The 20,749-nt window shown below is 70.7% G+C and carries 16 protein-coding genes and 1 tRNA gene; 14 read left to right on the top strand and 3 right to left on the bottom strand.

The features are described 5' to 3' along the window. Window positions 1-383: 383 nt before the first annotated feature. The 7 genes from ACFXAE_RS17820 to ACFXAE_RS17790 all read left to right on the top strand — a co-directional run bounded on the left by ACFXAE_RS17820 (window position 384) and on the right by ACFXAE_RS17790 (window position 7,659). Window positions 384-1,673 carry an ABC transporter substrate-binding protein gene (locus ACFXAE_RS17820; RefSeq protein ID WP_384715104.1) on the top strand — a complete coding sequence of 430 codons (1,290 nt, stop codon included), beginning with the start codon at window positions 384-386 and terminating at the stop codon, window positions 1,671-1,673. Window positions 1,674-1,687: 14 nt separating this feature from the next. After that, the gene (locus tag ACFXAE_RS17815) at window positions 1,688-2,644 is read left to right on the top strand and encodes a carbohydrate ABC transporter permease (protein ID WP_384715101.1); all 957 of its coding nucleotides are present in this window, start codon (window positions 1,688-1,690) and stop codon (window positions 2,642-2,644) included. After that, entirely contained in the window at window positions 2,641-3,516 is an 876-nt protein-coding gene (locus tag ACFXAE_RS17810; RefSeq protein WP_384715098.1) for a carbohydrate ABC transporter permease, read from the top strand. The genes ACFXAE_RS17815 and ACFXAE_RS17810 overlap by 4 nt, the downstream gene beginning before the upstream one ends. Before the next feature lie 10 nt (window positions 3,517-3,526). Beyond that, complete coding sequence (locus ACFXAE_RS17805) at window positions 3,527-4,126, top strand: hypothetical protein (protein ID WP_384715095.1); 600 nt, start codon at window positions 3,527-3,529, stop codon at window positions 4,124-4,126. Between the two features lie 202 nt (window positions 4,127-4,328). Further along, window positions 4,329-7,064, top strand: a complete 2,736-nt coding sequence (locus ACFXAE_RS17800; protein WP_384715093.1) for a Tat pathway signal sequence domain protein — start codon at window positions 4,329-4,331, stop codon at window positions 7,062-7,064. Between the two features lie 34 nt (window positions 7,065-7,098). Further along, entirely contained in the window at window positions 7,099-7,548 is a 450-nt protein-coding gene (locus tag ACFXAE_RS17795) for an SRPBCC family protein (protein WP_384715089.1), read from the top strand. Between the two features lie 39 nt (window positions 7,549-7,587). Beyond that, window positions 7,588-7,659 (top strand) — tRNA-Val (locus ACFXAE_RS17790). 61 nt (window positions 7,660-7,720) lie between these two features. On the opposite strand, the gene ACFXAE_RS17785 is transcribed toward ACFXAE_RS17790, so the two are convergent. Beyond that, window positions 7,721-8,446: a 3'-5' exonuclease gene (locus tag ACFXAE_RS17785; RefSeq protein WP_384715087.1), complete on the bottom strand. Its 726-nt coding sequence runs from the start codon at window positions 8,444-8,446 to the stop codon at window positions 7,721-7,723. Window positions 8,447-8,614: 168 nt separating this feature from the next. On the opposite strand from ACFXAE_RS17785, the gene ACFXAE_RS17780 reads away from it, so the two are divergent. The 4 genes from ACFXAE_RS17780 to ACFXAE_RS17765 all read left to right on the top strand — a co-directional run bounded on the left by ACFXAE_RS17780 (window position 8,615) and on the right by ACFXAE_RS17765 (window position 13,199). After that, complete coding sequence (locus tag ACFXAE_RS17780) at window positions 8,615-9,181, top strand: DUF4365 domain-containing protein (protein ID WP_384715084.1); 567 nt, start codon at window positions 8,615-8,617, stop codon at window positions 9,179-9,181. Further along, window positions 9,178-10,413: a hypothetical protein gene (locus ACFXAE_RS17775; RefSeq protein WP_384715081.1), complete on the top strand. Its 1,236-nt coding sequence runs from the start codon at window positions 9,178-9,180 to the stop codon at window positions 10,411-10,413. The genes ACFXAE_RS17780 and ACFXAE_RS17775 overlap by 4 nt, the downstream gene beginning before the upstream one ends. A gap of 93 nt (window positions 10,414-10,506) precedes the next feature. Continuing rightward, on the top strand, window positions 10,507-12,483 hold the full coding sequence (gene thrS, locus ACFXAE_RS17770) for a threonine--tRNA ligase (protein WP_384715078.1): 1,977 nt from the start codon (window positions 10,507-10,509) through the stop codon (window positions 12,481-12,483). Between the two features lie 170 nt (window positions 12,484-12,653). Continuing rightward, window positions 12,654-13,199, top strand: coding sequence for an HIT family protein (locus ACFXAE_RS17765; RefSeq protein WP_384715075.1), 546 nt, complete (start codon window positions 12,654-12,656; stop codon window positions 13,197-13,199). Window positions 13,200-13,340: 141 nt separating this feature from the next. On the opposite strand, the gene ACFXAE_RS17760 is transcribed toward ACFXAE_RS17765, so the two are convergent. After that, a complete protein-coding gene (locus ACFXAE_RS17760; RefSeq protein ID WP_384715072.1) occupies window positions 13,341-14,996 on the bottom strand; it encodes a hypothetical protein in 1,656 nt (551 codons plus the stop codon). A 219-nt stretch (window positions 14,997-15,215) separates the two neighbouring features. Further along, window positions 15,216-17,414, bottom strand: a complete 2,199-nt coding sequence (locus ACFXAE_RS17755; RefSeq protein WP_384715069.1) for an elongation factor G-like protein EF-G2 — start codon at window positions 17,412-17,414, stop codon at window positions 15,216-15,218. Window positions 17,415-17,883: 469 nt separating this feature from the next. Here ACFXAE_RS17755 and pgsA point away from each other — a divergent pair, with 469 nt between their 5' ends. From pgsA to ACFXAE_RS17740, 3 genes are read left to right on the top strand one after another with little or no spacing between them, the layout of a single operon-like run. After that, a complete protein-coding gene (pgsA, locus tag ACFXAE_RS17750; RefSeq protein ID WP_384715066.1) occupies window positions 17,884-18,555 on the top strand; it encodes a phosphatidylinositol phosphate synthase in 672 nt (223 codons plus the stop codon). Beyond that, window positions 18,552-19,493 (top strand): phosphatidylinositol mannoside acyltransferase, encoded by a 942-nt coding sequence (locus ACFXAE_RS17745; protein ID WP_384715063.1) that lies wholly within the window; start codon window positions 18,552-18,554, stop codon window positions 19,491-19,493. Before pgsA ends, ACFXAE_RS17745 begins: the two co-directional genes overlap by 4 nt. After that, window positions 19,490-20,653 carry a glycosyltransferase family 4 protein gene (locus ACFXAE_RS17740; protein WP_384715060.1) on the top strand — a complete coding sequence of 388 codons (1,164 nt, stop codon included), beginning with the start codon at window positions 19,490-19,492 and terminating at the stop codon, window positions 20,651-20,653. Before ACFXAE_RS17745 ends, ACFXAE_RS17740 begins: the two co-directional genes overlap by 4 nt. Window positions 20,654-20,749: the final 96 nt, after the last annotated feature.

Genomic DNA, 20,749 nt, shown 5'->3' with positions numbered 1-20,749 from the left:
CGGCTCACCAGTGGTGAGCCGGGCCGCCTTGTCGTATGCGGTCGGCGTGGTGCGTCCGCGGCGGGGTGTCGCCGGGCGAGGGCTTCTCCCGTGTGTCCGAGGCGTTCCGCTTCCGGTCGCCTTCATTCAACCGTGACCTTCCGTCGCGCTCGTCCCCGCCGGCCCCGCGGTGTTCGGTCGGTCGGCCCCGAGGCGTCTACCTGGGCGTTTGCGGCCGGACGCGGCCCTGCGGGCGAGGTGGCCGCCACCGGTGCCGGTTCGCGGCGCCCATGAATTCCTGTCCGAATCATTGACGTGCCCGTAGGCCCTCCGTAACTTGTGCCAGCAAGCGCTTACTTGAAACGATTCATGAGGCGGAAGCGAACGTCGCTGGGGAGGCTCATATGCAGCAGGGTGGGAATGTGGAGAGGCGGACGATCCTCAAAGCGGCGGGGGCCTCGCTGGCCGTCGCGGGGCTGGGTGCGACGGCCACCGCGTGTGGCGGCGGCAGCGGTTCCGGAGACGGGACGGTGACGCTCCGCTACGCGTGGTGGGGTGGCGAACCGCGCACCATCGCCATCAAGAAGACGATCGCGCTCTTCGAGAAGAAGTTCCCGAAGATCAAGATCAAGCCTGAATTCACCGACTACGAGGCGTTCTGGGAGAAGTTCCAGACCCAGGCCTCCGGCGGGAATCCGCCGGACGTTTTCCAGAACGCGGTCGGTTTCCTGCGCAAGTACGACAAGCGCGGTGTTCTGCTGGATCTCAAGTCGCAGGCGGACGCCGGGAACCTGAGCCTGGACAACTTCCGCAACGGCGTTCTGGCGAACGGTCAGGTCGACGGCAAGCAGATCGCCGTCCCCGTCGGCGCCAACACCATGTCGCTCGTCATCGACCTCAAGGCCTTCGAGAAGGCCGGCGTGGAGGCGAAGTTCGGCTGGACCTGGGACGAGTACTTCGACGCGCTGCAGACGATCCAGGACAAGCTGAAGATCGCCGGTGACACCGGCTACTTCAGCATCATGTACCTCTACGACCTCTACCTGCGCCAGAACGGCAAGGCCTTCTTCACGGACACCGATCTCGGCTTCACCGAGGACGATCTGACGCAGTGGTGGGAGGACGGCTACAAGCGCGTGCGGTCCGGGCTCGTCGCCGACCCGAAGAAGGTCGAGCAGGTCAAGCCCTTGTCGGCGCTCTCGGCGGGCCTCGCGGCGTCCGAGTTCACCTGGGACAACTTCTCCATCCGCTACGAGGGCGAGGGCGAGTCGGACTACGGGCTCGCGCCGATCCCCACCACGGACGGCAAGGCCACCGGCCAGTACCTCGGTTCGCTGATGCTGAGCGGCTTCTCGGGGACCAAGCACCCCAAGGAGGTCGCCCAGTTCATCGACTTCATGGTCCACGACCCCGAGGTCGGCAAGATCATGGGCTACGACCGAGGCATCCTCGCCACCACCGAGCAGTACGAGGCGTTCACGCCCACCGACGAGAACAACAAGGGCGTCAAGGCGTACGAGGAGGAGGTGGCCGCGGCCGGCGTCCTCGGCAAGATCACTCCGCACCCGTCCGGCGCCGACGTCATCGAGGCGGCGTTCCTGCGCATCGGCGGCGAGGTCGCCCAGGGCAAGGCCAAGCCGGCCGACGCCGCCAAGGCACTGTTCGGCGAGGCCAAGGCCGCGTTCGCCGGCTGAGGGGACGTACCACCATGACGCTCGTCAAGGAAGCGCCCGTGCGCCCGGCCGGGAAGCGGCCCGCCGCTCCCGCCGCCGGGCGGCGCGGGCGGCGCCGCGAGAATCTCGCCGGCTATCTCTTCATGTCGCCGTGGATCGCGGGGTTCCTGCTGCTCACGGCGGGGCCGATGATCGCGTCGCTGTACTACGCGTTCACCAGCTACAACCTGTTCACGCCGCCCCAGTGGGTGGGGCTGGACAACTTCACGACGATGTTCCAGGACCCGCGCTGGCAGAAGTCGGTCGAGGTCACGCTCAAGTACGTCGTCGTGGCGACCCCCCTGAAGCTGCTGCTCGCACTCGGCATCGCGCTGCTGCTCGCGCAGAAGCGGCGCGGACAGGGACTGTACCGGGCCGCGTTCTACATGCCCTCGCTCATCGGTGCCAGCGTCTCCGTCGGCTTCGTGTGGCGGGCGCTGTTCTCGGACGACGCGGTCGTGGACCGCACGCAGAAGATCTTCGGTCTCGACGTGGGTGGCTGGATCGGCAACCCGGACTACGTCATCTACGCCCTGGTGGCCCTGAGCATCTGGCAGTTCGGCGCCCCCATGGTCATCTTCCTGGCCGGCCTCAAGCAGGTACCGCAGGAGCTGTACGAGGCCGCCGAGGTCGACGGGGCCGGCCCGCTGCGGCGGTTCTGGAACATCACGCTGCCGATGATCTCCCCGGTGCTGTTCTTCAACGTGCTGCTGGAGTCCATCCACGCGTTCCAGGTGTTCGGCTCCGCCTACGTCGTCTCCGACACCCGGTGCGGGCCCGCCGACGCCACGCTCGTCTACACCTGTTACCTCTACCAGAAGGGCTTCAAGGAGGCCCAGATGGGCTTCGCCTCCGCGATGGCCTGGACGCTGGTGATCGCGGTGGCGCTCGTGACGGCGGTCCTGTTCTGGTCGCAGAAGAAGTGGGTGCACTACGAGGAGGCCGCCAAGTGACCAGTGCCACCAGCCCCGCCCTGCCCACCGCGGACGAGCGGCGGCGCTTCGGATCGATCGCCTGGCACGTGGGCGCGCTCGCCGTCCTCGCGGTCGTCCTCTATCCCGTGATCTGGGTGGTCGGCGCCTCGTTCAAGCCGAGCAAGGACATCATCGCCAGCCTCGACCTGCTGCCGACCGAGCCGGTCTGGGCGAACTTCTCCGGGCTCGCCGACGGCATCTCCGGCATCTCCATCGGCAGCTTCTTCTGGAACTCGCTGATGTACGCGGTCCTCGCCGTGGTCGGTGTCGTGCTGTCCAGCTCGCTGACCGCGTACGCCTTCGCCAAGATCCGCTTCGCCGGGCGGAACCTGCTCTTCACACTGATGATCGGCACGCTGCTGCTGCCGTACCACGTGCTGCTCATCCCGCAGTACGTGCTCTTCCGCAACCTGGAGCTCACCGACACCCTGGTGCCGCTGGTCGCGGGCAAGTTCCTGGCCACGGAGGCCTTCTTCGTGTTCCTGATGGTGCAGTTCATGCGTGGACTGCCCAGGGAACTGGACGAGGCCGCCAAGCTCGACGGCTGCGGGCATCTGCGCACCTACTGGTCGATCGTGCTGCCGCTGAGCCGGCCCGCGATCATCACCAGCGCGATCTTCACCTTCATCAACGCCTGGAACGACTTCATGGGGCCGCTGATCTACCTCAACACCCCCGAGAAGTACACCGTCTCGCTCGGCCTGATGATGTTCCGCGACCAGGAGGGCGTCTCGAACTACGGCAGCATGATCGCGATGTCGCTGGTGGCGCTGGTGCCGGTCATCGCCTTCTTCATGGCCTTCCAGCGCTATCTCATCGACGGTATGGCGACCTCCGGACTGAAGGGCTGAGGTGGTCACCATGGCGCAAGCACGCGTGAAGGCCCGCGCCCCGCGCAGGGAGTCCGTGTTCGGCGAGCGCTTCGCGGTCTTCGCCGAGTGCCTGCTCACCGGCGTGTGGATCACCGTGGCCTGCCTCGGCATCGTCACCTACCCCGCGGCCTTTGCCGCCGGCGCCCGGCACCTGCGGCGGCGTGCCACCCACCAGGGCGGTGGCCTGCGGGAGTTCGCCCTGGACTTCCGTACGGCCGTGCGCGGCGGGTGGGCCGTCGGGCTCGCCGGGTGGGCGGTGGCCGTCGCGGTAGGGGTGGACGTCCTCGCCGCCCGGGCCGGACTTCCCGGTGGGCCGCTCGTCGGGGCCGTCGGCGTCTTCGCGCTGATCGGGGCCGCCGTGGCCCTGCTGCGGGCGACCGCCGTCTGGACGCCGGGCGCGTCCTGGCGGGCGCTGCTCGCGGATGCCGGGCGGCGGACCGTGCTCGATCCCGCCGGATCCTTCCTGGTCGTCTGCGGGCTGGCCGTCGTGGCCCTGTCCGCCTGGTTCGTCCCGCCACTGGCGGTCCCCGTCCTGGGGGCCGTCGCGGCGGCGGCCGTCGCCGTGGAGGAGCGGTACCGGCACCGCTGACGGGCGGTGCCCCTCTTTCGAGGTCGGTGCTCCGGCGCCGCACCTCTGTCTGTCATGCCCTTGACACCACCTTGCACGTAGGGGGTGTCGTTCGGATCAGGCCGGCTTCAGGCGACGGCGCCTCGCAGATGTGCGTGCCGGACCCCGCGACCCCGGCAGGATCCGGACGCACCTCCTGCCAACGGAACGGAAAGGAAAGGCCATGTCCCCCATCCCCCGCAGATCCCTGCTCAAGGCGGCCGCCGTCGCCGGAGCCGCCGCCCAGTTCAGCTGGGCCCTGGGAACGCAGAACGCCGCCGCCGCGCCCCGCGCGGAGGCCGCCGACGCGGACCCGGTGACCCTGGACTGGCTGGAGGACGGCGGCCTCGGCGCGGCCCCCGGCTCCACCGTGGGCGTGCCCTGGCCCAGGGGCGCCCACCAGGAGGACCAGACCTTCGCGCTGACCGACGCCGACGGGAAGTCCGTCCCCGTCCAGTCCTGGCCGCTCGCCTACTGGCCCGACGGTTCCCTCAAGTGGACCGCGCACGCGGTGAGTTCGGGCTCCGGCAAGCTCACCCTGACCACCGGGGCGCCCGCCGCACCCGAGAAGAAGGTCACCGTCGACAGGCGCGGCGGCACCATCGACGTCTCCACCGGCGTCATCACCGCCCGGATCGGCACGTCCGGCGCCACCCTCGTCAAGTCGGTCCACCGCGGCTCCACCGAGATCGCCAGGAACGGCCGCCTCGTCGTCCTGCGCCAGCCCGAATACGAGGACGGCGACCAGACCACCGTCAGGACCGAACGCTTCGAGGGCGCCGTCACCGACGTCACCGTCGAACAGGACGGCCCCGTCCGCGCGGTCGTCCGCGTCGACGGCAAGCACCGCAAGGGCCACCGGAACCTGCTGCCCTTCTCCGTCCGCCTCTACTTCTACGCCGGCGCCGACTCCTTCCGCATGGTGCACACCATCACCTACGACGGAAAGCAGGAGCCCGGCAAGGCGAGCGGCGACTTCATCCGGGGCCTCGGCGTCCGCTTCACCGTCCCGATGCGCGACGAGTCCTACGACCGCCACATCCGCCTCGGCGGCGAGGGCACCGGCCTGCTCCGCGAGGCCGTCAAGGGCATCACCGGACTGCGCCGCGACCCGGGAGCCGCCGTCCAGGCGGCCCAGTTCGCCGGCGAGAAGCTCCCCGACCCCGCCACCTGGGACCAACGCGTCACCACCCGCCTGCAGTACATCCCCGAATGGGGCGACTACACCCTTTCCCAGCTCTCCGCCGACGGCTTCACCCTGCGCAAGCGCACCAAGAAGGGCTACGGCTGGATCGGCGCAGGCGGTGGCCGCCGTGCCTCCGGCTTCGGCTACGTCGGCGGCGTCAGCGGCGGCCTCTCCTTCGGCCTGCGCGACTTCTGGGAGAAGCACCCCGCCCAGCTCGACGTCCGCGACGCCCACACCGACGAGGCCGAGGTCACCCTCTGGCTCTGGTCACCCGAGGCCCAGCCCATGGACCTGCGCTTCTACCACGACGGCATGGGCCAGGACACCTTCCCCGAACAGCTCGAGGGCCTCAACATCACCTACGAGGACTACGAGCCCGGGTTCGGCACCCCGTACGGCATCGCCCGCACCTCCGAACTCCTCTTCTGGGCCAACGAGTCCACCCCGAGCGCCGAGAGGCTCGCCGAACAGGTCGAGGCCGTCCGCGTCCTCCCGCAGCTCGCCGCCCCGCCGGGGCAGCTGATCGCCGCCGGGGTCTTCGGCAAGGGCCTGTTCGCCGAACCGGACCGCTCCACCCCGGCCAAGGCGAAGATCGAGGACCACCTCGACTTCCTCTTCACCTACTACAAGGACCAGGTGGAGCAGCGCCGCTGGTACGGCTTCTGGGACTACGGCGACATCATGCACACCTACGACACCGTCCGGCACCAGTGGCGGTACGACGTCGGCGGCTACGCCTGGGACAACTCCGAGCTCTCACCCGACCTGTGGCTCTGGTACGCGTACCTGCGCTCCGGCCGCGCCGACATCTTCCGCTTCGCCGAGGCGATGACCCGCCACACCGGCGAGGTCGACGTCTACCACATCGGCGAGTGGGCCGGCCTCGGCACCCGGCACGGCGTCCAGCACTTCGCCGACAGCGCCAAGCAGCAGCGCATCGCCAACACCACCTACCGCCGCTACTACTACTTCCTCACCGCCGACGAACGCGTCGGCGACCTCATGCGCGCATGCGTCGACTCCGACGAGACCTTCCTCGTCCTCGACCCCATCCGCAAGATCCGCACCGAGCCGTACACGCCGGACCGCAACGCCCTGTCGATCGGCTTCGGCACCGACTGGAGCGGACTGGTCTCCGCCTGGCTCACCGAGTGGGAACGCAAGGGTCCGAAGTGGGAGAAGGCCAGGGCCCGCGTCCTGTCCACCATGGAGACCATCGCCGCCCAGCCCAACGGCTTCGTCCAGGGCACCGGCCTGTACGACCTCGACACCGGGAGGTTCGCGATCGCGGACGAGCCCGTGGTGGGCGTCTCCCACCTGTCGGCGGTCTTCGGCCTGAACGAACTCTGCGCCGAGCTGATCGACCTCGTCGACATGCCGGAGTTCAACGAGGCCTACTACGACTACTGCCGCTACTTCAACGCGAGCAGGACCGAACAGGCCGCGCGCTACGGCTCCCACTTCGGCAACCTGATCCTCTTCCAGGGCCACTCCCGCCTCGACGCCTACGCCGCCGTGCGGACCGGCGACGAGAAGCTGGCGAAGCGGGCCTGGGACAAGTTCTACAACTCCGACGGCTACAAGGAGTCGGCGCCCTGGAAGACGGAGAAGGTGAGCGGCCCGACGGCGCTGGTCGCCGGCAGTGAGGCCACCTGGGTGTCCACCAACGACACCGCCCTCTACGGCCTCGCCGCCATCGAGAACCTGGCACTGCTGGGGGACCGGATGCCGTAGGCACATCACGGGCGCGGGCGGGCACACTGCGTCCATGGACTGGAACCATTACCGCTTCCGCAGTCTGTGGACCCTGCCCGCGCCCGCCCCGGTGGTCCACCGGGTCCTGGAGCGGATCGAGGACTACCCCCTGTGGTGGCCCCAGGTACGGGACGTCACCCGGCTCGACGACACCAGCGGGATCGTCACGATCCGCTCCCTGCTGCCCTACGACCTGACCTCGACCGTGCGGGAGGGCCGGCGCGACGCGGAGACCGGAATCCTGGAGGCCGGCCTGTCCGGCGACATCGACGGCTGGGCCCGCTGGACCGTCACCCGTCTGGGGCCCCACGGCTGTCTCGCCCACTACGAGCAGGAGGTCCACGTCCGCAAGCCACTGCTGCGCCTGCTCGCCGTGCCGGGACGGCCCGTCCTCCGGGTCAACCACGCCCTGATGATGCGGGCCGGCCGGCGCGGCCTGGCCGCCCACCTGGAAGCGGTTTGAAGGAACCGTCCCCGGACCTGTATTGTTCAGTGCGTTCCCGGGCGATTAGCTCAGTGGGAGAGCGCTTCGTTCACACCGAAGAGGTCACTGGTTCGAACCCAGTATCGCCCACCGGGAAAGCCGGTCCGTCCCCGACGGACCGGCTTTTTGCACCCCCGGACAAGGGCGACTCTCACGCCGCCGCCGGCAGATCCGGACGCAGCGGCCAGGCCGGGTCCACCACCTCGTCCGTGCCCGTGCGCGCGAACCACGCCTGCAGGCCCCGCGCCTGCGCCGCGTGCCACACCGCCTGCAGGGTGTGCAGCTCACCGGGGGACAGCCGCTCCAGCCGGGACGCGAAACGCCGCCCCACCGCCCGGCTCACCTCCAGCGCGGCCGCCGCGTCCGCCGCCGCGTCGTGCGCCGCCTCCAGCTCGACGCCGTAGTGCGCGCACAGGTCGGTCAGCGTGCGCCGGCCCTTGCGATAGCGGTCCAGGTGCTTGTCGAGCACCCGCGGATCCAGCACCAGCAGCGGCGTCCGCTCGACCCAGCGGCCCAGCGACGACGCCCGATGACGGCGCAACTCCCGGTCCAGCAGCGTCAGATCGAACGGCGCGTTCATCACCACCAGCGGGCGGCCCACCCGGGCCTGCTCCGCCAGCGCCTCCGCGATCTCGTACATCACCGGCGCCGGCCAGCGGCCGTCGCGCTGCAGATGCTCGTCCGTCAGCCCGTGCACCTCCGTCGCCCCGGCCGGCACCGGCACCCCCGGATTCACCAGCCAGCGGGTCACCCGCGGCCGGGTGCCCGGCGCGTCCTGGACGACGAGGGCGGCCGACACGATCCGGTCGGCCTCGACGTCCACACCCGTCGTCTCCGTGTCGAAAGCGGCCAACGGCCCTTCGTACCAGCACGCCATACCCAACAACCCCTCGTTCACCATCGGCAGCCGACACACAGTCCGCTGCCCGAAACGGTGATACCCGGGCTGTTTGCGCCGTACGCCGGAAGGAGACAACAGGAGTACGGGTCTTCGCAGTTCAACGACCCACAGCGGGGAAACCCTTGTTCTGGAAGGCTGTTGGCCATGGCCATCGCGCAGCCCGAACGGGGCGGGCTGCTGCCCGAGCGCACACCACCCACTCGCGGCACTCTCGCCACCACCGCCTGCATGGAGACACTGCAGGTCGGCCATCTGCACGCCGTCGCGGCCGCCGCGGGCTGCTCACTGTCCCAACCCTTCCCGGACAACGGCATCGACTGGCACGTCAGCCACAGCGCCGCCGGCCACACCGTCGACGACGAGGTCACCATCAAGGTGCAGCTCAAGGCGACCTACCAGCTCCCCCCGAACCCGCCGGGCCGTTCCTTCTCCTTCACGCTCGACAACGCGCACCTGGAGAAGCTCGCCCGCACCCCGGTCTCGGTGCACAGGATCCTGGTCGTGATGATCGTGCCGCGCTCCCAGGACGACTGGCTCCGCGCCGACCACGACCGGCTCGACCTGCGGCACTGCTGCTACTGGACCAACCTCGCCGGACACCCCGTGACCGGCCGGCACCGCACCACCGTACGGATCCCCACCTCACAGATCTTCGACGACCGGGCGCTGTGCGAGATCATGACGCGGGTCGGGACGGGAGGAAAACCGTGACGCACCGCCCGACCGGGGAGCCCCTGCGACCCGTACGCCCCCACCCCGCCGACGCCGCCTTCGACGGCGGGCCGCCCGAGCCCGCCGAGATCGACCCCGCCGTGCTCACCGCCCTCCTGCACCGGCACGGCTGGCAACGGCGCGGCGGCGCCACCGGACGCTACGGCCGCTGGACCCCGCCCGGAGCGGGCACCGGCACCAGCCTGCTCGTACCGGTGAGCCGCGCCTTCCCCGACAGCGAGGACCTGCTCACCGAGGTCCTGCTCGCCCTGTCCCGCAGCGCCGCGCCCTCCGCCCGTGAGATCCTGCTCGCCCTCGCCGTACCCAGCGACGAGATCCAGTGGTGGCGCGGCATACCGGCAGGACCCGGCGGCGCCACCGCCTGGACCACGGAGGAACAGCTGCGCTCCGCCGCCCGCCGGACCCTGCTCGCCGCCGCCCTCGCCACCCGTGCCCGAGCCGGCTTCCACGGCGCCCGGCACCGCCGCACGGCCGCCGCCGCCCTGGACACCGTCCTCGTCGGACCCGCACCCGGCGGACGCCGGCTGACCGCGTTCGCCCCCGTCACCACCGGCCGCTCCCTCGCCGTACGCCTCCACCACGCCCTGCACGCCGCCCGCGAGGCCATCGACTACCGCCGGGCCACCGGCGGCATGGACGCCTTCGACACCGCGGTCACGTCCGGCGTCAGCCATGAACTCACCGAGGCCCTCGTCGCCCTGGTCCGGGGCACGGAGGGCGCCCGGATCGCCGTGGCCTGGGCGCCGGCGGCCGGTGTGCCCGAAGGCTGCGCCGCCGCCGCGGAACCCGTCGAGTTCTCACCCGGCGACCTGCCCGTCCTGCTCGAGGCCGGCCTGCGCTACCGGCGTGCGGAGCCGTCCGTCACGGTGCGGATCACCGGCACGGTGGTGCGGATGCACAGGCCGGGGCCGCGTGGTGAGGGCACCGTCCGGCTGCGGGTGCTCGCCGGGGCCGAGGTCGGCCACGTCCGGTTCGCACTCGGCGAGGAGGACTACCGCATCGCCGGACACGCCCATCTCGTCGGACTGCCGGTGCGGGTGCGCGGGCGGCTGGAGAGCCGCGGCGGCTTCCGCCGGCTCACCGACGTCGACGAGCTGGCGCCGGTGCAGGTCGAGGAGGCCGAACGGGACCGGCTGATGAAGGCGCTCCAGGCGAACGCCGAGACCGCGGCCTTCTTCGGGGAGGCCTGCGGGCCGGACTGCGGGGAATGATTTCGCGGTCGGCGGGCCCGGGTCGGTACGATCGCACCCATGCGTGCGCTCCGGTATGGCGCCGCGACCACAGCCTTCAGTCAGGAGAGACCGGTGTCAGACGTCCGTGTGATCATCCAGCGGGATTCCGAGCGGGAAGAACGCGTGGTGACGACGGGCACTACGGCCGCCGAGCTCTTCGCCGGCGAGCGCTCGATCGTCGCCGCCCGCGTGTCCGGTGAGCTCAAGGACCTCGCCCACGAGGTCCAGGACGGCGAGACCGTCGAGGGAGTGGAGATCTCCTCCGAGGACGGCCTGAACATCCTGCGTCACTCCACCGCCCACGTCATGGCCCAGGCCGTGCAGGAGCTGTTCCCCGAGGCCAAGCTGGGCATCGGCCCGCCGGTGCGGGACGGCTTCTACTACGACTTCGACGTGGAGAAGCCGTTCACGCCCGAGGATCTCAAGGCCATCGAGAAGAAGATGCAGGAGATCCAGAAGCGCGGCCAGCGCTTCTCCCGCCGCGTGGTGACCGACGAGGCCGCCCGCGAGGAGCTCGCCGACGAGCCGTACAAGCTGGAACTGATCGGCCTCAAGGGTTCCGCCTCGCACGACGACGGCGCGGACGTCGAGGTCGGCGCCGGCGAGCTGACGATCTACGACAACCTGGACGCCAAGACCGGTGACCTGTGCTGGAAGGACCTCTGCCGAGGCCCCCACCTGCCCACCACCCGGAACATCCCGGCCTTCAAGCTGATGCGCAACGCGTCGGCGTACTGGCGCGGCAGCGAGAAGAACAAGCAGCTCCAGCGCATCTACGGCACCGCCTGGCCCTCCAAGGAGGAGCTGAAGGCGCACCTGGAGTTCCTCGCCGAGGCCGAGAAGCGCGACCACCGCAAGCTCGGCAGCGAGCTGGACCTGTTCTCCATCCCGGAGCAGATCGGCTCCGGCCTCGCCGTCTTCCACCCCAAGGGCGGCATCATCCGCCGGGTCATGGAGGACTACTCGCGGCGCCGCCACGAGGAGGAGGGCTACGAGTTCGTCTACACCCCGCACGCGACGAAGGGGAAGCTCTTCGAGACCTCGGGCCACCTGGACTGGTACGCCGACGGCATGTACCCGCCCATGCAGCTCGACGAGGGCGTGGACTACTACCTCAAGCCCATGAACTGCCCGATGCACAACCTGATCTTCGACGCGCGGGGACGGTCCTACCGCGAACTGCCCCTGAGGTTGTTCGAGTTCGGCACCGTGTACCGGTACGAGAAGTCGGGCGTCGTGCACGGCCTGACCCGGGCCCGCGGCTTCACCCAGGACGACGCGCACATCTACTGCACCCGCGAGCAGATGTCGGAGGAGCTCGACAAGACGCTCACCTTCGTCCTGAACCTGCTGCGGGACTACGGTCTGACCGACTTCTACCTGGAGCTGTCCACCAAGGACCCGGAGAAGTTCGTCGGCTCCGACGAGGCGTGGGAAGAGGCCACCGAGACGCTGCGCCAGGTCGCCGAGAAGCAGGGTCTGCCCCTGGTCCCGGACCCGGGCGGCGCCGCGTTCTACGGCCCGAAGATCTCCGTCCAGACCAAGGACGCCATCGGACGCACCTGGCAGATGTCGACCATCCAGCTCGACTTCAACCTGCCGGAGCGCTTCGACCTGGAGTACACCGCCGCGGACGGCTCCAAGACCCGCCCGGTCATGATCCACCGCGCGCTCTTCGGCTCGATCGAGCGGTTCTTCGCCGTGCTCCTGGAGCACTACGCGGGCGCGTTCCCGGCATGGCTCGCCCCGGTCCAGGCGGTGGGTATCCCGGTGGGTGACGCTCACGTGCAGTACCTGGAGGAGTTCGCGGGCGAGGCACGGCGGAAGGGGCTGCGTGTCGAGGTGGACTCCTCCTCGGACCGGATGCAGAAGAAGATCCGCACGCAGCAGAAGCAGAAGGTCCCGTTCATGATCATCGTCGGTGACGAGGACATGCACGCGGGCACGGTGTCGTTCCGCTACCGCGACGGTTCGCAGGAGAACGGCATCCCGCGTGACCAGGCGCTGGCGAAGCTCGTTGATGTGGTGGAGCGCCGGGTTCAGGTCTGACGCTCTCCCCGCCAGCGCGGGGATGGTTCCGCGGGGATGGTCCGTTCATACCCGTTGTCGGACACACGCAGGTGCTGTTGCTCCCCGCATGCGCGGGGATCGGCCCCCGGGAGGGGAATGTCCCGGGGGCCTTTCCATACGCGCGGAACCGACGCCATATGCTGCATCTCATGACGAGTGAGCCGGAGCAGCAGTGGGGAGTGGGAACGCCCGACGCGTTCCAGCGTCTTTGGACGCCTCACCGGATGGCCTACATCCAGGGTGAGAACAAGCCGAGCAGCCCCGATGCCGGCGAGGGCTGCCCGTTTTGCTCCCTCCCGGCCAAGTCCGACGAAGACGGTCTGATCATCAAGCGGGGCGAGCAGGTGTACGCGGTGCTCAATCTTTACCCCTACAACGGCGGCCACCTGATGACTGTGCCCTACCGGCATGTCGCCGACTACACGGATCTCACCGACGCGGAGACGGCCGAGCTGGCCGAGCTGACCAAACAGGCGATGACGGCCCTGCGTACCGCGTCCGGCGCGCACGGCTTCAACCTCGGCATGAACCAGGGCACGGTGGCCGGCGCGGGCATCGCCGCCCATCTTCACCAGCACATCGTGCCCCGCTGGGGTGGCGACACCAATTTTCTGCCTGTGATCGGCCACACGAGAGTGCTGCCGCAGCTGCTGGCCGACACGAGGAAGATGCTCGCGGAGGCCTGGCCGACGTAACCGCGGGCAGTCGTGCCTCCCCCAGTGCCTCAAGGGCCTGGGAGGTACCCCCAGGGCGGCACGGGTGGGCGCGGCGGCACCTCGCCGGCGCCGAGCCGCCCCGCTCACCCCCGCCCGGCCGCAACCCGCCGTACGTGACGCTTACGCGTCGTACACGTCGGCCTTCTTGGGCGCGGCCTCCTGCACCGCGGCGCTGAGGGACGACGACCGCGCACCGAACTTCGTGGTGTCCACGCCGTTCTCCTCCAGCACCTTGATCGCCGCCGTGTGCACCACCCGCAGCACCGGGGTCGCCGCCCGCAGCGCGTCGTCCGCCATGAACCGGTGCCGCCACGGCTTGTCCGCCCACGCGTGCCGCAGACCGAACGGCTCCGGCAGGCTCAGCTTGCCGCCCAGCCAGTACAGCAGCGGCGGGTACCAGGTCAGCGGGGCCCGGGCGGCCAGGCGCACCACCTCGTCCGAGTCGACCAGCGGGAGCTTCACCTTCCGGGTCTCCCAGAACCTGATCGACTTCTGGACCTCCTTCTCCTTGGCCGCCGGCTTGCTGGTGAACAGCGAGTGCACCGGCCCCAGCGCATGCCCGGTGACCTCGATGCGCAGCGTCTCGTGCAGCACGGTCACGGTGATCAGCATGGTGATCACCAGCTGGCCGTCCCACAGCGTCCACTGCACGCCCAGGTAGTGCCGGTCACCGGCACCGAACTGCTGCTTGTTGCAGATGTCCTGGATGGCGTGCGACTTGATCTGGTACGCCTCGACGTCCGTGCCCTCCGGCCGGGACACCGACGTGGCGTTCTCCCCGATCGGTGTGACGATCCAGTGCCGTACCGACGGCTTGGGGAAGCCCCCGGTGTGCAGTGGCCCGCGCTCCAGCATCCGCAGCCGGTCGTGGATGGCCCTGATGACGTCCCAGCTGCGGAACGGGTTGATCTCCCGGTCCGGGTCGACGGGCACCAGGTCCTCGGCGAGCTGCCAGCTGCCCCAGCGGGTGCCCATGCCGAGTATGCCCTTGGGTCCGGCGTAGAAGACGGAGTTGGACTGCTGCTCGGCGCTGAGCCGGGCCAGGGACTGGCGCAGTTGCTCGGCCGCCGTCTCGCCGGGGCTGCTCGGCACCGCCTCGGGCACCTTGGCGCCGACGCTGCTGCCGGAGAGCAGGCTGTCCCAGCGCTCGCGCAGGTCCTTCGCCGTGCGCTCGCAGATCCGCTTGGCCCAGAACCAGCCCAGCACCGGGGCGACCACCGACGCGCGCGCGTACCAGCCCCAGAACCCGTCGAACGGCATGCGGAGCAGGAACAGCACGGCGAGGGCGCCCACCGCGACCAGCAGGGTGGTGGCCAGCGCGCCGGCCCGCTTGTCCTCCCGCCTGGCCATCGTCGTACGGATCTGGAAGACCAGCAGCCACACGAGCAGACCGGGCAGGAAGAGCAGCCCGCACAGGACCATGACGGCGCTCAGCCAGTTGTCCCGCTCGCGGCGGATGCGGTGCGCCGCCAGCGAGTGCTCGACCACCACCTGGGGCTGGGTGCCGAAGGACTGGATGAGCGGCGCGCGGCCGGAGCCGAGCATCCGGTCGATGACCGCCCTGGAGAACGCCTCGCCCAGATTCGGCCGGAACAGCTTCACCCTGGGCTTGCTGACGGCTGATGTGTGCCACTCGTTGTTGGCCTTGAGTATCTCCTCGGCCTCGTTGTCCCGATAGGCCGCCGAGGCCAGCGCGAACGTCGGCGTCTGCCCCTCGTCGCCCGTGCGCGGCACCTGCGGACCGAAGAAATCCGCGTAACCGCTCTCAACGGTCATTCCCGCCCCCGATCGCCGCGACTGTCGTCTTGCGGCCTTCCCGACTTCCTTGCTGCGCACACCTGTTGATCAGGTCTTCAGCGTATCCGTACCCGCTGCCGTCCGTCGGTGGACGGCCGAAGCCGTCCGCCACCACGGAGTGAAGCATTCCGAAGTCGCCCCGGTGCGAGGTGCGTACGCGGGCGCCCGCCGGGTCCCACCGGGGGCGCCCGGCACCGGCTACGAGGCGGTACGCGCCTCTTCCTTGACCCGTTCCGCCACCTGCGACGGCATGGGTTCGTGCCGCGTGTACCGGCGGCTGAACCGGGCGGTGCCGTGCGAGAGGGAGCGCAGGTCGACGGCGTACCGGCCGATCTCGATCTCCGGGACCTCGGCCTTGACGAGGGTGCGTCCGCCGGGTGACTGCTCGGTGCCGAGCACCCGGCCGCGCCGGCCGGACAGGTCGCTCATCACGGGGCCGACGTAGTCGTCGCCGACCAGGACGCTCACCTCGGCCACCGGCTCCAGCAGATGGATCTTCGCGTCCGCGGCCGCCTCCCGCAGGGCCAGCGCGCCGGCCGTCTGGAACGCGGCGTCGGAGGAGTCGACGGAGTGCGCCTTGCCGTCGATGAGTGTCACGCGGACGTCGATCAGCGGATGCCCCGTGGCGACTCCCTTGACGGCCTGGGCCCGTACGCCCTTCTCGACGGAGGGGATGAACTGGCGCGGCACCGCGCCGCCGACCACCTTGTCGACGAACTCGATGCCCGAGCCGTTCGGCAGCGGCTCCACCTCGATCTCGCAGATGGCGAACTGTCCGTGCCCGCCGGACTGTTTGACGTGCCGGCCGCGCCCTGCCGCCCTGCCGCCGAACGTCTCCCTGAGCGACACCCGGTGCGGTACGACGTCGACCTGGACGCCGTAGCGGCTGCGCAGCCGTTCCAGGGCCACGTCCGCGTGCGCCTCGCCCAGGCACCACAGCACCACCTGGTGGGTGTCCTGGTTCTGTTCCAGCCGCATCGTCGGGTCCTCGGCCACGAGCCGGGACAGGCCCTGCGAGAGCTTGTCCTCGTCGGGTTTGCTGTGCGCCTGGATGGCCAGCGGCAGCAGCGGATCGGGCATGTCCCACGGCTCCATGAGCAGCGGGTCGTCCTTGGCGGACAGGGTGTCCCCGGTCTCCGCACGGCCGAGCTTCGCCACGCACGCGAGATCGCCCGCGATGACGTGCGACACCGGCCGCTGCTGTTTGCCGAACGGCGTGGACAGGGCGCCGATCCGCTCGTCGACGTCGTGGTCCTCGTGACCGCGGTCGGCGAGTCCGTGGCCGGAGACATGCACGGTCTGGTCGGCGCGCAGGGTGCCGGAGAAGAGCCGGATCAGCGAGAGCCGGCCGACGTACGGGTCGGAGGAGGTCTTCACGACCTCCGCGACCAGCGGGGCGTTCGGGTCGCACGGTTTCAGCTCGCGCGGCCTGCCGTCGACGGTGGTCACGCGCGGGGCGCCGTGTTCCAGGGGGGTCGGGAAGCCGCGCGTGATCAGCTCCAGGAGCTCGACCGTGCCGAGTCCCTGACGGGCGCCGTCGGCGGCGGGCGCGGCGGCCAGGACGGGGAAGAACACCCCGCGCGCGACCGCCCGTTCCAGGTCCTCGATCAGCGTCCTGACGTCGACCTGCTCGCCGCCGAGATAGCGGTCCATGAGGGTTTCGTCCTCGCTCTCGGCGATGATCCCCTCGATGAGCCGGCCGCGGGCCTCCTCCATCAGCGGCAGCTGGTCCTCGCCGGGCTCGGACTCCTTGCGCTCGCCGGTGGAGTAGTCGAACAGCTTCTGCGACAGCAGTCCGGTCAGACCCGTCACGGGCGCGTGCCCGTCGGGTCCCTCCGGGCCGTGCAGCGGCAGGTACAGCGGCAGCACGGCGTCGGGGTCGTCGCCGCCGAACGTCTCCGCGCAGACGCGGGTCATCTCCCCGAAGTCCGCGCGGGCCGCCTCCAGGTGCGTGACGACGATGGCGCGCGGCATACCGACCGCCGCGCACTCGTCCCACACCATGCGGGTCGAGCCGTCCACGCCGTCCGAGGCCGAGACGACGAAGAGGGCCGCGTCCGCCGCCCGCAGACCGGCCCTGAGTTCCCCGACGAAGTCGGCGTATCCGGGGGTGTCCAGAAGGTTGACCTTGATGCCGTCCCATTCGAGGGGCACCAGGGAGAGCTGTACGGAGCGCTGCTGCCGGTGCTCGATGTCGTCGTAGTCGGAGACGGTGCCGCCGTCCTCCACCCGGCCCGCCCGGTTCACCGCCCCCGCGGTCAGTGCGAGAGCCTCCACCAGAGTCGTCTTGCCCGATCCGGAGTGGCCGACCAGCACCACATTCCGTACGGACGTGGGGTGGTCGGCCGCCTGCGCCCTGCCGGCGGCTCCGGGGTGTGTGTGCGCCTTGTCGCCCATGATCCTGCCTCCCGTGCACGGTGAGGTCACTGTGGGCGCGGACCCGCGGAATCCGCGTGCGGTGCGGCTCCGGCGACGCCCGCGGTCCTTCGAGCTTTCCACTCCCGTCACGGTGCGTCCATACGAAGGACGTGATCCCGGTCTCCGCCCCCGCTCACGGCGGCGCCTTGCGGCCCGGGTGAGCGGGGGCGACGGGGTGGCCCCGCCCAGAGAGCCCACCGCTCGGGCGAAACCGGGCGTGGGGAGCCGGCGAGTGGCGGCAACGCGGCCGGTGGTACGGCCCGCGCCCTTCGGGCGGTGGGGGAGCGCGCGCCGGGCACCGCGTCCGCGGCACGATCCGCCGGACAGGGGCCTACCCCCGTGCGGGTGTACGGGTGCCCCGCCGTCGCCCCCGCGCGGGCGTGGCTACGATTGGGCCCGCCGGGTGGCCAGCAGGGGCCGCGCGGCCCCACCGACCGTCGGGAAGGCCATGCTGAACAAGTACGCGCGTGCATTCTTCACGCGTGTCCTCACACCGTTCGCCGCGTTTCTCATCCGGCGGGGGGTCAGCCCGGACACGGTCACGCTCATCGGCACCGCCGGTGTGGTCGCGGGCGCGCTGGTCTTCTACCCCATGGGGGAGTTCTTCTGGGGCACGGTCGTGATCACGCTGTTCGTGTTCTCCGACCTCGTCGACGGCAACATGGCCCGCCAGCTGGGCCGCTCCAGCCGCTGGGGCGCCTTCCTGGACTCCACCCTGGACCGGGTCGCCGACGGAGCGGTCTTCGGCGGCTTCGCCCTCTGGTACGCCGGGGACGGCGACAACATCGCCCTGTGCGCGGTGTCGATCTTCTGCCTGGCCAGCGGCCAGGTGGTGTCGTACACCAAGGCGCGCGGCGAGTCGATCGGCCTGCCGGTCGCCGTCAACGGTCTGGTCGAGCGGGCCGAACGGCTGGTGGTCTCGCTGGTCGCGGCCGGTCTCGCGGGCCTGCACGCGTTCGGTGTGCCCGGCATCCAGCACCTGCTGCCGGTCGCCCTGTGGATCGTCGCCGTCGGCAGCCTGGTCACGCTGATCCAGCGGGTGGTCACCGTGCGCCGTGAGTCCGCCGAGGCGGAGGCCGCGGAGCGGCAGGAGGCCCAGGGGAGCGAGGCCGCGAAGTGAGCGCCAGGGAACGGCTCACCGACGCCCTGTACGGCGCCGGCTGGGGCACTGTGAAGCGACTGCCCGAACCGGTCGCCGTCCGTCTCGGCCGGACCATCGCCGACCTCGCCTGGAAACAGCGCGGCGAGCGCGTGCTCCGGCTGGAGAGCAACTACGCGCGGGTGGTGCCCGATGCGAGCCCCGCACGGCTCGCCGAGCTGTCCCGCGCGGGCATGCGGTCGTATCTGCGCTACTGGATGGAGTCCTTCCGGCTGCCCGCCTGGAGCACCGAGCGCATCGCGGCCGGCGTCGACGTCGAGGACATGCACCACGTGACCGACGGCCTGGCGGCCGGCAAGGGCGTCATCGTCGCGCTGCCGCACCTCGCCAACTGGGATCTCGCCGGCGCCTGGGTCACCACCGGGCTCGGCATCCCGTTCACCACCGTCGCCGAGCGCCTGAAGCCGGAGACGCTGTACGACCGGTTCGTCGCCTACCGCGAGGGCCTCGGCATGGAGGTGCTGCCGCACAGCGGCGGCTCCGCCTTCGGCACCCTGGCCCGGCGGCTGCGCGGCGGCGGACTGGTCTGCCTGGTCGCCGACCGTGACCTGTCCGCCTCCGGTGTCGAGGTCGACTTCTTCGGCGAGCGGGCCCGGATGCCGGGCGGCCCCGCGCTGCTCGCCCAGCACACCGGGGCACGGCTGCTGCCGGTGACCCTCTGGTACGACGAGTCGCCGGTGATGCGGGGCCGGATCCATCCGCCGGTCGAGGTCCCCGCGTCAGGTACGCGCCCCGAGAAGACGTCCGTCATGACGCAGGCGCTGGCCGACGCCTTCGCCACGGGTATCGCCGACCACCCGGAGGACTGGCACATGCTGCAGCGGTTGTGGCTGAAGGACCTCGACCCCGCGCGGGACCCCGCGACGGCCCCCGAGCAGGACCGGAAGGGAACCTCGTGAGGATCGGCATCGTCTGCCCGTATTCCTGGGACGTGCCGGGAGGCGTCCAGTTCCACATCCGTGACCTGGCCGAGTACTTCATCCGGCTCGGTCACGAGGTGTCCGTCCTCGCCCCGGCCGACGACGACACCCCGCTGCCGCCGTACGTCGTCTCGGCCGGCCGCGCGGTGCCGGTGCCGTACAACGGCTCGGTGGCCCGGCTCAACTTCGGTTTCCTGTCCGCCGCGCGGGTACGGCGCTGGCTGCACGAGGGCGCCTTCGACGTCGTCCACATCCACGAGCCGACCTCGCCCTCGCTCGGCCTGCTGACCTGCTGGGCGGCCGAGGGGCCGATCGTCGCCACCTTCCACACCTCCAATCCGCGCTCCCGCGCGATGATCGCCGCGTACGCGATCCTCCAGGCCGCCCTGGAGAAGATCAGCGCGCGCATCGCGGTGAGCGAGTACGCGCGCCGCACCCTCGTCGAGCACCTGGGCGGCGACGCGGTGGTCATCCCGAACGGCGTCGACGTCGACTTCTTCGCCAAGGCCGAGCCCAGACCGGAGTGGCAGGGCGACACCCTCGGCTTCATCGGCCGGATCGACGAGCCCCGCAAGGGCCTGCCGGTGCTGATGAAGGCCCTGCCGAAGATCCTCGCCGCCCGGCCGCAGACGCGGCTGCTGGTCGCCGGGCGCGGCGACGAGAAGGAGGCCGTCGAGTCGCTGCCCCGGGAGCTGCGCCCGCGCGTGGAGTTCCTCGGCATGGTCAGCGACGAGGACAAGGCCCGCTTCCTGCGCAGCGTCGACCTGTACGTGGCGCCCAACACCGGCGGGGAGAGCTTCGGCATCGTCCTGGTCGAGGCGATGTCGGCGGGTGCGCCGGTGCTCGCCTCCGACCTGGACGCGTTCGCCCAGGTCCTCGACCGGGGTGCGGCGGGCGAACTGTTCGCCAACGAGGACCCGGACGCGCTCGCGCAGGCGGCGGTACGGCTGCTGGAGGACCCGGAACGCCGCGCGGAGCTCCGCGAACGCGGCAGCGCCCACGTCCGCCGCTTCGACTGGTCGACGGTCGGCGCGGACATCCTGTCGGTCTACGAGACGGTGACGGCGGGCGCGGCGGCGGTGGCGACGGACGACCGCACGACGGGGCTGAGGGCCCGGCTGGGCCTGGCACGGGACTGAGGACAACCGGCCGGCCCGTCACGGGGGTCCTCCCGCTCGAGCGGGGCCGGGAGCGGGGGGTGTGAGGACGAGGCCGTCCTGGCCGGAAGGAGGGCA

This window comes from Streptomyces sp. NPDC059454 (assembly GCF_042749965.1).
Taxonomy (GTDB): domain Bacteria; phylum Actinomycetota; class Actinomycetes; order Streptomycetales; family Streptomycetaceae; genus Streptomyces.
Note: the sequence above shows the minus strand (reverse complement) of the source record. Positions and strands in the feature narration are given on the sequence as shown.

What these genes read in the sequence shown, in the direction of transcription:
- ACFXAE_RS17820 (WP_384715104.1), top strand. Translation starts at nt 384, where the DNA reads ATGCAGCAGGGTGGGAATGTGGAGAGGCGGACGATCCTCAAAGCGGCG.
- ACFXAE_RS17815 (WP_384715101.1), top strand. Translation starts at nt 1,688, where the DNA reads ATGACGCTCGTCAAGGAAGCGCCCGTGCGCCCGGCCGGGAAGCGGCCC.
- ACFXAE_RS17805 (WP_384715095.1), top strand. Translation starts at nt 3,527, where the DNA reads ATGGCGCAAGCACGCGTGAAGGCCCGCGCCCCGCGCAGGGAGTCCGTG.
- ACFXAE_RS17800 (WP_384715093.1), top strand. Translation starts at nt 4,329, where the DNA reads ATGTCCCCCATCCCCCGCAGATCCCTGCTCAAGGCGGCCGCCGTCGCC.
- ACFXAE_RS17795 (WP_384715089.1), top strand. Translation starts at nt 7,099, where the DNA reads ATGGACTGGAACCATTACCGCTTCCGCAGTCTGTGGACCCTGCCCGCG.
- ACFXAE_RS17785 (WP_384715087.1), bottom strand. Translation starts at nt 8,446, where the DNA reads ATGGCGTGCTGGTACGAAGGGCCGTTGGCCGCTTTCGACACGGAGACG.
- ACFXAE_RS17780 (WP_384715084.1), top strand. Translation starts at nt 8,615, where the DNA reads ATGGCCATCGCGCAGCCCGAACGGGGCGGGCTGCTGCCCGAGCGCACA.
- ACFXAE_RS17765 (WP_384715075.1), top strand. Translation starts at nt 12,654, where the DNA reads ATGACGAGTGAGCCGGAGCAGCAGTGGGGAGTGGGAACGCCCGACGCG.
- ACFXAE_RS17760 (WP_384715072.1), bottom strand. Translation starts at nt 14,996, where the DNA reads ATGACCGTTGAGAGCGGTTACGCGGATTTCTTCGGTCCGCAGGTGCCG.
- ACFXAE_RS17755 (WP_384715069.1), bottom strand. Translation starts at nt 17,414, where the DNA reads ATGGGCGACAAGGCGCACACACACCCCGGAGCCGCCGGCAGGGCGCAG.
- pgsA (WP_384715066.1), top strand. Translation starts at nt 17,884, where the DNA reads ATGCTGAACAAGTACGCGCGTGCATTCTTCACGCGTGTCCTCACACCG.